Genomic DNA, 11965 nt, shown 5'->3' on the forward strand with positions numbered 1-11965 from the left:
CTCGGATCGAAGGAGGCAGTGTCAAGCGTCGTCGCGAATGGCGTTTGTAATCAATTAGATCAAGGCTTTGCCGGTGGCGGGAGCGTTGAGGATGCCCCAGCGCTATGTCCCGTGGCCATGAGCAGCTAATTTGGATAAAGGCAGATCGTGGTCGATCTGGGCTCCCCGGTCATATCGACCAAATTCATTCACGCATCTGTTACGGACTCGGCCTATGGCTTCAACGCCGTCAGTGACCGAGGTTGATCATGAGCCATTTGTCAGACATGCTGCAAGCCTGCGGTGGGATGACTACCGTTACGATCACCAGAGCAGAACTAACCAGACGCTGCATTTGATCAGCGCTTTCATCTTCCTCGGTTGATATGCGCTCTTGTTCAAGGACCCGGCGATGGCCGGCCTCATCGGCTGGTTTGCGATGCTGACGCGGCAGACCGGACATTTCTTCTTCGAGCCGAACGGCTACGATGACGTGAACAAAGTCAGCAATGAGTACAAGGAGGCGGTCAAGGTCGGCTACAACCAGACGCGCAAGATTTGTGCTCTTGATAATCTGGGGCCTGGCGCCGTTCGCACTGTACGTCTTCCCGCTGTTTGGCATGCTCGATCCGGCTGCCGGGAGGCTTGATTTCATCCGGCAAGTCGGCACGGTATCGCTCGTCATCGGCATCGGCGGCGGCCTCTTTCGGATGAGCGTCCCGAGCCGCTGCTCGCCAGACCGAATTGGCCGCCTGATGCCTACGGCGCCGCGGCGATGTCGATCGATTTCATGGTGCCGTCAACAATGCGAACTCCTATTGTCTTTTGATCGCACGAAGATCCTGCATTCTGCAGCGGATCAATCCCGACAAGGCGGCGGCTGCGCGCAACTAACAAGCAACGGAGCAAAAGCCGGGCCAAATCGCCTGATGCTCCGCCGGGCGCAACCAGCAGAACGCGCGCGGCGGCCCTTCGGTATGAAAAACAGGCACTACCTGTTCGGCGCTCGCCAATGTTGTCGCAAACGCGCCATTGCACGGGAGCACAACGGCGGAACCCACCCGACAAATTGCAGCGCGTTCCGTTATTCATCTTTGCTGGCGATTGCCGCGATCAGTTCAAGGTTTGAATGGGGCTGCAGCAGACAGGCATTTTTGTTGCACTCATCGCCCTGAGCTCGTCCTGGCCTGCGTCAGGCAGATGTGGAGCACCGGGGCGTTGGCCGGCCACCTCAAGCTAGACGACGTGTAGAGAAAATGGAATGCAACGCGCGCGGGCTGACTGGTCGAAATGTTCAGGCCAGCGATTGCACGCTTCAGACGGATCGAGGATGGCCAGGCAATTTACTCGCAAGAAGCTGGAGCCGGTCCCTATTCCGGCAGACGAACGCTTGACCGGCCGCGCCGTGTGGGGAGCAACCATCGGAAATATTCTCGAATTCTACGACTTCGGGACCTATAGCTTTTTCGCTATCCCGATCGGTCAGGCGTTCTTCCCGGCAAGTGACCCGTTCGCCAGCCTTATGCTCTCACTCGCAACGTTCGGCGCGGGTTTTGTGACTAGACCGATCGGGGCTATCCTGCTCGGCTCGTACTCGGATCGTCTCGGGCGTCGGCCCGCGATGACCGCCAGCTTTGCAATGATGAGCGCCGCGATCATTGTGTTGGCGGTTACGCCCTCGTACGAGACAATAGGAATTGCCGCTCCGTTGCTGGTCATTTTTGCACGTTTGGTGCAGGGCTTCGCGCTTGGCGGTGAGGTTGGTCCGACGACCGCCTATTTGATGGAAGCGGCCCCGGCCGAACGGCGCGGTCTTGCTGTCTCGTTTCAGCCTGCCAGCCAACAGATCGCTGCGACGGCCGGCGCGTTGGTGGGCGAAATACTCTCCCTCACCATGACAAGCGAGGCACTCAATGCGTACGGATGGCGGATCGCGCTTTTGCTCGGCGCCGCTACGCTGCCGTTCGGACTCTGGTTGCGGAGCGCCCTGCCCGAAACGTTGCACCGCCCCGAAGCACCGGTTCCCGGCATTCAGCCTGTAAGGAGATCGCTTGCCGCTCGCCGCATCATGAGCTTGGGATTCGTCATTTTGGCCAGTTGCACGATCATCACCTACGTTACGGGATATATGACCACCTATGCGCTGAACACCCTGCAAGTTTCCGCGCCTCTCGCCTTTGGCGCCACGCTCATCAGCAATTCGGTAGGAATTGCTGCCGCACTGCTGGGCGGCTGGCTCGCAGACCGCGCGGGCCGCCGGCACATCATGATATGGCCGCAGATCACTGCCTTGCTGATCACTTATCCGGTGTTCTTCTGGATCTCCGAGAGCCGCAGTGCCCTCGCACTTCTCGGAGGCCTCGGCGCGCTCACCCTGATCGGAACGATTCCGTATAGCGCTTTCTATGTGAGTATGGCAGAAGGTTTGCCCAAGAACATTCGTGGTGGCGCCTTCGCGATGATCTACGCTTTTGCAATAGCGATCTTCGGAGGCACCGCTCAACCACTCGTCACCTTGCTCATCCACCTGACCGGGAACGCGCTGGCGCCCGCCTGGTACATGCTTGTCGCTAGCGCAGCCGGGCTCTGTGCCATGCTCATGATGCCCGAGACCGCCCCGCCGAAAATTCAGAGCACGAACAAGCGAAGCCCATCATAGCGCTGGAGAATGTGATCAGGGGTCCCTTCCGGCTCATATCGCGCGCCCCCTCACGTCGTCCGGGAAGAATGTAGATCGCCGCCTTTTGGCCGCCATGGGTCGTCGAGAGCACCGAGGGGATCCAGGATCTCGTCGAGGTTATCGGCGCCGTCAGACTGTCGGGCGCCCGCAACGCCTAGCAGGACGCGATCGACCAATCTCCTGGCACCCACGAAGCGAGGATGGCCCGTTTGTCCGAGATGCCAAGACCGGGTCCGAGCCGCCGTCCCCAGGATGCCCGAACACGATCCCTCCGTGAGGTCGACGTCACCAAGGATCTTCGGTTAAACGTCTTGACGTCTGGTCGGTGGCTGGTTCAGTGACACGATCGTCAACGCGGCGATCAGAAATGCCAGCCCGCAGCTGACCACGGCAGCTAGCTAAAGCTCCGTTTCCGGGCGCACCTCGTGATTACCTTCCTGGCTGTTCCAACAGCTGTTCAACGAAAGACCTCGAGAGCATTCCCTACGGCGGCTGGCTCCCCAGGCCAGATGAGGTGACGCCCCGCAGTAGCAGGGCTTGACGGTTCACCTAGCCACGTTTCAGACGAGTGACCAACCTATGGTCGATCCTAAGCTCGATAATATCGTGGGCATCTGATACCCCTCAGCCGCTTCTTGGCCCCTCTGTCGCTATGGCTGGTGAATTCATAAGTGGCCCCCGCGACTCCTGCGGCATCGACCGCGAACGCGACGTACAACCTAAGTCCTTCGACCATTCTCGTTAAATGGATCTATCACCAGGAGGTTCCAATTCGCTTTGGATTTTCAAGGAACGATTGGTCCCAATGAACGTCTCGGAGCGACTGCTCGCCCAGATCGATGCGCAGATCCACAGTAGCTCGGCGCGGGCGAAGATCCAAAGGCCGTCCGACAGCGGATCGATAGATTCCATCTCGCCGGCCTCAGCGGCCAGCCGGAGCGTCTTCGGCGCGCTTTAGGATCTGTGCGGCGTTGCTGAGGTTGAGCCAGGGCTCGATCCCGTCCTCGGCGGGCTTGAACACCGGGATGCGGTAGTGCGAACGGATTGATGTGACGCGCGCGCGGGTTCAGCGATTGCCGTTGCCCGTCTTGAGGCCGTTGCGGTTGAGCAGGCCGGCAATCAGATCGTCGCTGGCGATCAGCACCAGCTGACGCACGGCTTGCATCATATCGGCAGAGGTGCTGTTACGCTATCCGCGCCGGCGGTTCGGCTAGCGCAACTCGCTGTGGGCGCCACCCACCCAGTGAACGATGAGAACGATCTCCGAGGCCCCGTCGTCGATCTCAGCGGCGACTCGTGGATCAAGGTGCGCCCGATGCGCTTCTTGACACGGGCATCGGTCGTCGGCGCTGACCAGACGGTTCGCAGGTTGGAAGCCAAGACGCCGAGCGAGGCCGGAGCAACGCCGGGAGCAGGTGTCCTCGCATTCTGCGCGGCAAGCTTGCCCTCGACCTCTGGCACGTGGACAAGTGCCCTGTTCCCGGCAAGCTCGCTCGCCAGCAGCCGGTTCGCTGGGTCCGCGGCATCGTATTGCCGGAAAGCGCGGCCGGCGGCATAGCGCGCCTCTTCGAGGCCGCGACTGAGAGCATCGCGCAGCACCTGATCACGTCGTTCTCCGGCTTCCTTCGGCCGCGTTGCTGCGGCGGTAGCTCCTTGGCCGACAACGCCGAGTAGTGCCTCCTCGATTGCATCAACGCGAGCTCCAACCCGGCTAGCGAGCTGCCTGAGGTTCTCCCTGCTGCGCTCGAGTTTCTCGCCGTTGGCAAGTGATAGGTCGCGCGCCCCAAGAACCCAAGACGTAGCGCCGGGACAACTTTGCACGCGACGGCTGTCATTCGAGCAAGCTTGCAGTCTGATATCCTCGCCATAAGCAGTCAGATGGATCCTTTTACTGATGGCAATCGGAGCCATCAATGGGCCAGCGTGCTAATAGCCGCGTTGGCACGGCGGTGCGCCCATGTCCAAGGGGCACCCCAAAAGCACATTGGCCGTTCACGTTTGCGGTTTCTGAGTCCCGGCAGCCAGTCCGCTACCGGCATCAGAGCTAAAAGCAAAATCCATGAACCATCAGCGAATCTGGCGCCGCGCCGTGACGATCGCTCGCGTCTGCAGCCTCGAAGTGTTGCACGATAACGAAATATCTCAGCAGAGAGCCGACCGGTTGCTGGCGCCGCCAGGCTTCGATGATGTCGCTGCGATGTTTCCGAATGCGCTGCGGATGTCGATTCACCAAAAGCCGGAATTACGAGCGCGCGCGGTTGCTAGCAAAGGTGACCTCGCAAAGATTATGGGATTGCAATTTTCTCAATGACGGCAGCAACGTCGCGCACGTCGTCACTTCGCCATCGGCTCGTTCTCCAACGTCAGCTCCCCGATCTTGGCGTGCAGCGTTTCAAGTCCACGCAGGATCGATCGTTCTGCTGCCTCCGCTAGGACCAAAATACCTCGGCCGCCGCTTCCTGAAGCTGGGATTTCCACTGCGTGATCTGGTTCGGGTGCACGTCCAACTGCTCAGCCAGCTATGGCCTTAGATGCTGGTGCGTAGTGCCGGCGGGCTCGTTTGCTCATCATCTCTCCTGAAGCGCGGGACAATCTTACCCGCTGTCAGGCAGAAACTCCGCTTATCGCCCTGTCCAGATCTCCGGAGCCAGCTATGAGGTTCTGCGATTTCAAATGGGGGCCGATACACAGGCAACCGGCATCACTCCAAAAGTTGGTAGGTTGAACTTAGTTGGTCTGAGACCTTTAATAATAACTAGGTTAGAGGGCTAAGATCAAACTTGCCGCAACGGCGAGAGGACTTTAGTACCGCGAACAGCTCTTCAGGCGAGTCTAAAAGACGGCGGGCCATACTATGCTTCGTGTTCTCTTTCTGATTGGCTTAACCGTTGCAGCCATGACAAGATCGAGCGCCCAGGGCGCTGACGCCAATCCAATATATGTTGATCAAGGTGTAGATTGGACCGCGACGGCGAGAGCGGACTTCTATGTGCGCGATCAGGGCTCGCGTTTGATCACGCTATCCTGGATGCAGGCGCTAAAGCAAAGGAACGGGCAACCGTTCCTCGCGGATGGTCTGTCGCGGTACGGCTATCTAGCCAATCCTGGAAACAAAGCCAACCTTCCCATCGGCTTTCATGCCTCCGGTCCTGAAGGTTTCCAGGTTGTCGGAATGACCTGCTCGGCATGTCATACGCGCCAGATCGAAGTTGAAGGCAAGGTGTATCGCGTCGATGGTGGTCCCGGGCTCGTGGACTTCTACGCGCTGCTTGGCGATTTGGACAAGGCAGTCGGTGATGTGCTTTCTAGCGACGACTCGTTTGCTCCGTTTGCTGCAGCTGTTCTGCAATCCGAAACTCCCGATCCGACCGATGTTGAGAATCTTCGCCGGCAGGTAGATAGGTGGTACTTGCGGTTTCACACGCTTATGGCGCGAGCCCTGCCCAAAAACGGCTGGGGAGTGGGCCGTCTGGATGCTGTCGGGATGATCTTCAACCGCTTATCCGGACTGGACATCGGTCCGCCACCCGATTTCATGATTCCGGAAAACATAAAAACCGCTGACGCTCCCGTGAGATACCCATTCCTTTGGAATGCGCCGCGGCAAGACAAGACGCAATGGCCGGGATTTGCAAAGAATGGAAGTGACATCTTGGGGCTGGCCCGGAACGTTGGCGAGGTTCTAGGGGTGTTCGCTACGTTCGAGCCGAAGCGTCAGGGCGCGCTCATCAATTTCCTCAATGACAATTCCACCAATTTCGACGGTCTTAGCGAGCTTGAAAACTTGGTGAAGCGAATCGGCCCTCCGAAATGGCCCTGGAAGATTGACGCTGCCTTAGCCATCCGGGGCAAAATGATCTTTGAAAGATATCCCGCTGAAGGGGGATGTAGCGGGTGCCATGGGATTGAAGACGGCGAGCAGCGCTTTCCATTCATCAAAACATGGAGAACCGTGGTCCAGAACGTCGGTACGGATACACGAGAATACGATGTCCTCGCCTGGAAAGCGAAGACGGGCGTGCTGAATGGAGCGTACATTCCCTTCGCGACCGCGCCGCTCAAGGAAAACGATCAGATCTTTAACATTCTTGCAACCTCGGTCATTGGTTCGATCGCAGAACACCTGTTGGCCGGCGGTGCCCCTTCCAACGCACGGGTCGCGACGGCGCCAGATCCGGGGTCGTCGGAGACTCGGGAGTCTCTGGGGCTGGTACGACTACCGCCAACCCTGCAGGATCTGGTAACGGCTTTCAACGCTGTCAGCACCTCGGAAGCAATCGAAAAGGCCAAGCGGAAGGGGACAGAAAGAGCATCTCGCAGTCGGCTCCCTCCATGGGGCGCCTACGAGGCCCGTGTTCTGCAGGGTATTTGGGCCGCCGCACCTTATCTTCACAACGGCTCGGTCCCTACCCTGGCGGAATTGCTCAAGCCATCGGGGCAGCGCAAATCGCAGTTTAGCATTGGACGGAAATACGACATTGAAAACGTTGGTCTTGCTGCCACCCAGGAGCCTCTGAGTGAAACATTATCCACCACGGATTGTAATGACATCAATTCTGGAAACAGCCGATGCGGCCACGAGTACGGGACTAGTTTGAGCGAGCAAGACAAAAAGGCGTTGCTCGAATACCTCAAGACGCTGTAACCCGCTGCGTTGTTTCCTCTTTTGAGGCTGAAGCCAACATTTTAGAGAAATAGCCAGGTTCCAGCTCTGGCTGAAATGGATCCGGTTTTAGGACCGGGGCTAAGGAGATCGGCCGCTCCGTTTAAACGGAGCGAACCATGACGAAGACGAGACGCAAGATTGACGCCGCCTTGAAGGCGAAGATTGCCTTGGAGGCAGTGCGGGAACAGGCGATGGTTGCCGATCTGGCCCAGCGCTACGAGGTCCACCCAACCAGATTTACGCCTGGAAGAAGCAGCTGCTGGAGAATGCGAGTCTTCGACGTCGGTGTCGGCCGGGATGCCGTGGCCGATCGCGAGCGAGAGCTCGAGAAACTGCATGCCGAGCGGGACTTTTTAGCCAAGAGGTCCGGAAGATGAGCGCGCCGGGCCGCCGAGCGATGCTCGACCGCGGCGATCGGACGCTGTCGATAAGACAATGCGCCCTGGTCGGCGTTGCGCGTTACGGCATCTACCGGCCGCGACCGCCGGCCAATGACAACGACGCCGCACCGATGCGCCTGATCGACGAGCTGTTCACGGCGTGGCCGTCTCTCGGCTCGCGCCGCATGAATGCGATGCTGCGCGCCCGAGGCTGCGGATCAACCGCAAGCGCGGGCAACGGCTGATGCGCAAGATGGCGATTGCGGCGCTCGGGCCACGACCTCGCAAAACGAGCCCTGCCGCCGGCCACAAGATCTATCCATATCTGCTGCGCAAACTCACAATCCGAGCGCGTCAATCACTTCTGGGCGGCCGACATCACCTACATCCCGGTCGGACGGGGCTTCCTCTATCTGGTGGCGATTATCGACTGGGCGAGCCGCGCCATCCTGGCGTGGCGAGTGTCGAAACGCGATGGGTGTCTCGTTCTGCGTGGCGGCGCGACGCCCTGGCCAAGCATGGCAAGCCGGAGATCTTCAATACCGACCAGGCTGGCCAGTTCACCAGCGCCGCGTTCACCGGCGCGCTTTCGGCCGCCCGAATCCGGATCTCCATGGACGGACGCGGGCGTTGGATGGACAACGTCTTCATCGAACGTGTCTGGCGATCGCTCAAGCACAAGGACATCTACCTTAAGGGATACACGACGGCCGCGAGGCCACGGACGAAATCTCCAGCTGGATCGCCTTCTACAACGAGCATCGCCCTGACCAGGCGCTCGGCTACCGCACGCTGATAGCCGTCTGGCGCGCGGCAACAGGGACCGCCCGCTGTGGACATGATGGACAACGCCGCCGCGTTGCCCACATGCCCACAGCCGCAACAACAGCAGACGACGGCCCTTGCGGCATGATAGTAGGAGAAGGAGCGGTCATCTTCCAACTAAGAAACCGGTTTAAGCGGTCCCGCTATGCGCGTCCATTTCACGCCGGTCCGTCATCATTTGATGGAACACGCGCGGATACCCCTGAAATCCTGATTGGGGTCCGCCCGCGACCGGCAGTCTAAGCCGTGATGCCATAGCGACGATTGCGACAGTCGATGCGAGCCGGGCGGACGGATGCATCCGTCAACTTGATGCCGACGCTGCCTGCCCTATCGCCAATAGCTGTGACGATTCCCCAACCGTCATGGGCGATACGAACGCCATCTCCATGATAGGCTATCCGCCGTGCAGGCGCCTGGCGCGAGTATGCTTGTACATGTGACGCCTCCGGCGAGGCAATTTGCCCCTTTGCGATGTCATGCTGCGCGTCTGGACTGTAGCTCGCGTCGTCATAACGGCCCATCAGCGGGCAAGCCGACAGGCCGGGCAGAACTCAGGATTGGATGAAATTCCTCAAGCTCATCAATCAGCTGTTTACCTGGTTTAATTCTTGCGAAATGATATCAATGGCCTCGAGCATGGCGTCATACTCCTCGTATATGCCGAGCAAGGCTTGGCCAACTTTCAAATTGTGCACGGGATCGACAATCGAGGGGGAGTCGTAAGTTAGGGAGATAGGTCCAGTAAATAGAATTTCTTCGCCACGCTCGTCGCGTCGCAACGTTCGGTCCGTGCACCATTTGACGAGTTGCGTTACTGCTCCCTTCCCGGACTCATTGATGGGCGGCAGGTGCCGAACCGAGTAGAAATTCGTCCGCGCAGAATACATCTGTCGCGAACCCGAGCTCATGCGCTGGTCTGGTTGAGCGGTAAGGGTCAGCAGGCGCTTGCCATCCGGACGCTCGAGCGTGCCTTGAATTAGGCCGCCTTCTCTGATCAAAGTAATGTGCGCGAGCTTTTTTGGAGCACCAAGAAGCTCTCGTCCCGAGGCGAGCGCTGCATCATTCGTTGTCACGTAAATGTAAGGAATGTAATAGCCAGTCTCACCACCGGGATCACGAACTTGAACTCCCGAATAGCACTCCAAGTATGGCCCGACAGTGCTTGAGCGATAACTCGCGACCCCCACAATGGCGATTGCAGGGTTTGCTGCAGGTACCAGCCCGTTCGGTAATAGACGGTTCACCTCGTGTCCCACCCTGAACATAAGGCTTATGGCTTGGCAGCCGAGAAACGAGCTGCCACGATCTTTGCCCCCATGGTAAAGGGGCGCATCAAACGGAATGCCTTCGACGTCGGACATCACATTTCTCCTCGCTTTCGAACTATTTTCACCGATTGGGAGTTGAGCTAATTCATCTCACCGCGCCTATCCGGTTGTTGGAGCATCCCTGAAGCGACTGTATTGCGTTGGCCCCAATGCAGGCTCGGCCGTCCGTAACGGCTATGGACGAGTTGGGTTTTCATGGTGTGGATTGATCGGGGCATTATCAAGCAGCGAGCCGGGGCTGATCGATCCAGTGATCGCGATCGTCGCTACGCCAGGCCGAGTACCGAGTTCTGCGCCTTGCACATCAATCCACCGTTAAACGATCCGAAAACATCAAACACGCTTGACCTTTCCATTCTAGACAGGCCGCTATGCGGTGCGGCCGAATGCGCCTGTTGATTGTGCATTCATTCCGGCGAAGCGTGCTCGCCGACGATGACGTCAAGGCGCCCTCCTATCTGTCATTATGCAACGTCGATGCCAAGCACCTCGAGCGGGTTATAGGGCTCACTCGGCTGCGGATGCCGAACTTGGTACGAGAGACCGCTGGCAACTTTCGGCTCTTGTTCTGTTGCCTTCCTCGCTTGTCAGATTGACGACGCGATGTCGAAGGCTCGACATGACCAAGCCTCTGGACAGAAAGTATCGATGAGACTCTCTTACTGGTGCCAAGACGTTATGCTGTGCATGGTCGAAAACGCAGGCCACGCGAACACCGACGTCGCGCTAGCACGTCGGAAGACCTCCAGCAACTGCAAGAGCCACTTGAGTTTGCGTTGCGATCAGATTCTCGGCGCGGCGATTGCACATAAGGGATATTACAATTCGCAAGACTGGGAGAACCTCATGTGTTCTGCGCCCCGCTTCTACCGCTGCGACCCACAAAGAGCTCAGTACCGTGCGCGCTTGTGCGGAACCGGTCTTGCCTCACTTGCGGTCAGCGGCAATTCACCCAAAATTGGAAGAAACTCGGTCGTGAATTGTCGGTATCAAGAAGGTGGCCCAGTTTGGCGAGGCCAATGCAACACTCCGACGTAAACGCCTGCGCCGCGAACGCTTGTTCACGACGTGAACTCGTTATCGAACTGCTTTCGCGCCAATTTACATGAGCACTGCTGCAGGCTTGGGTGCATTGCAGATGATGCGCGGCACAGGATAATCGACAGGAGTTAAGTGGGCATGGTGCAGACCGCGGCTCGCGACTTGCTTTACTTCCAAGGTTCGGGTTCTCAAACATTTCCGTCAGCATGATCCTCATGCCTGATACTGGGAAGACCCTGCACCGCCACTGATCGAGGAAGCAAAAGTTATGGGACGTGTGAGCGAAAAAGTCGTTCTGGTAACCGGCGGGGCTCAAGGCATGGGGGCTGCTCATGCGCGCCTGCTGGTAGCCGAGGGCGCGAAAGTCGTGATCACCGATATTCTTCACAAGGAAGGAGAGGCTCTCGCGGCCGAACTTGGCACATCCGCGATCTATGTGCGTCAAGACGTCGCTCAGCCAGAGGATTGGTGCCAGGCGATCGCGGCTGCGGAGAGCAAGTTCGGCGCGCTGCACGGCCTCGTCAACAATGCAGGCATAGCCAGCATGGCTCCCATCGAGCAGTTCCCGCTCGAGCAGTGGAAGAAGACACTTGCAGTCAATCTCACCGGTGTTTTCTTGGGAATGCAGACTGCCTTACCGGCCATGCGCCGCGCGGGCGGAGGCTCGATCGTTAACATCTCGTCGATCGAGGGGTTGAGGGGGACTGCTGGGCTTCACGCCTACGTTGCTTCCAAGTTCGGCGTGCGGGGCATAACCAAGTCCGCTGCCTTGGAGGCCGCCGCGTCCGGCGTTCGCGTAAACTCTATCCATCCGGGCCTAACCAACACTCGGATGACTGAGAATTTCGAGCCTTCCAGTTTCCCCATTCCGCTCGGGCGGGCCGCCGAGCCGCAGGAAGTGTCACGGGCAGTCTTGTTCCTGCTCAGCGACGAGTCCTCTTATCTCACGGGCTCCGAAATCGTGGTCGATGGCGGCCTGACGATCGGCGTCCCGCACACGTGTCCGGCGCCTGCAAACATCTTTTGACTATCAGCTGACGGATTGTCACGTCGAACTAGATGG

8 protein-coding genes and 2 pseudogenes are annotated in these 11965 nt (G+C 58.7%); 8 read left to right on the forward strand and 2 right to left on the reverse strand.

All coding sequences use genetic code 11. The annotated features are described in order from the left end of the window. Positions 1-277: 277 nt before the first annotated feature. The 3 genes and pseudogenes from LMTR21_RS25135 to LMTR21_RS25155 form a co-directional block, all read left to right on the forward strand. Positions 278-692: pseudogene (locus LMTR21_RS25135) on the forward strand (hypothetical protein); the annotation flags it as partial. A 617-nt stretch (positions 693-1309) separates the two neighbouring features. After that, entirely contained in the window at positions 1310-2638 is a 1329-nt protein-coding gene (locus LMTR21_RS25140; RefSeq protein WP_065754932.1) for an MFS transporter, read from the forward strand. Positions 2639-4718: 2080 nt separating this feature from the next. Then, positions 4719-4970: a hypothetical protein gene (locus tag LMTR21_RS25155; RefSeq protein ID WP_065754933.1), complete on the forward strand. Its 252-nt coding sequence runs from the start codon at positions 4719-4721 to the stop codon at positions 4968-4970. A gap of 38 nt (positions 4971-5008) precedes the next feature. On the opposite strand, the pseudogene LMTR21_RS25160 reads toward LMTR21_RS25155, so the two are convergent. After that, a pseudogene (locus LMTR21_RS25160) lies at positions 5009-5227 on the reverse strand (transposase); the annotation flags it as partial. 286 nt (positions 5228-5513) lie between these two features. Between LMTR21_RS25160 and LMTR21_RS25165 the strand changes: the two are divergent. The 4 genes from LMTR21_RS25165 to LMTR21_RS41935 all read left to right on the forward strand — a co-directional run bounded on the left by LMTR21_RS25165 (position 5514) and on the right by LMTR21_RS41935 (position 8475). Continuing rightward, positions 5514-7304, forward strand: a complete 1791-nt coding sequence (locus LMTR21_RS25165) for a di-heme-cytochrome C peroxidase (protein ID WP_065754934.1) — start codon at positions 5514-5516, stop codon at positions 7302-7304. Positions 7305-7441: 137 nt separating this feature from the next. Further along, a complete protein-coding gene (locus LMTR21_RS41925; RefSeq protein WP_430642471.1) occupies positions 7442-7702 on the forward strand; it encodes a hypothetical protein in 261 nt (86 codons plus the stop codon). Continuing rightward, complete coding sequence (locus tag LMTR21_RS41930; protein ID WP_063800259.1) at positions 7699-7950, forward strand: hypothetical protein; 252 nt, start codon at positions 7699-7701, stop codon at positions 7948-7950. The genes LMTR21_RS41925 and LMTR21_RS41930 overlap by 4 nt, the downstream gene beginning before the upstream one ends. A gap of 15 nt (positions 7951-7965) precedes the next feature. Continuing rightward, positions 7966-8475 (forward strand): DDE-type integrase/transposase/recombinase, encoded by a 510-nt coding sequence (locus LMTR21_RS41935; RefSeq protein WP_430642472.1) that lies wholly within the window; start codon positions 7966-7968, stop codon positions 8473-8475. 642 nt (positions 8476-9117) lie between these two features. Here LMTR21_RS41935 and LMTR21_RS25175 read toward each other — a convergent pair. Then, complete coding sequence (locus LMTR21_RS25175) at positions 9118-9894, reverse strand: acetoacetate decarboxylase family protein (protein ID WP_065754935.1); 777 nt, start codon at positions 9892-9894, stop codon at positions 9118-9120. A 1276-nt stretch (positions 9895-11170) separates the two neighbouring features. On the opposite strand from LMTR21_RS25175, the gene LMTR21_RS25180 reads away from it, so the two are divergent. After that, positions 11171-11929 carry a glucose 1-dehydrogenase gene (locus tag LMTR21_RS25180; RefSeq protein WP_065754936.1) on the forward strand — a complete coding sequence of 253 codons (759 nt, stop codon included), beginning with the start codon at positions 11171-11173 and terminating at the stop codon, positions 11927-11929. Positions 11930-11965: the final 36 nt, after the last annotated feature.

The organism is Bradyrhizobium paxllaeri, from assembly GCF_001693515.2.
Taxonomy (GTDB): domain Bacteria; phylum Pseudomonadota; class Alphaproteobacteria; order Rhizobiales; family Xanthobacteraceae; genus Bradyrhizobium; species Bradyrhizobium paxllaeri.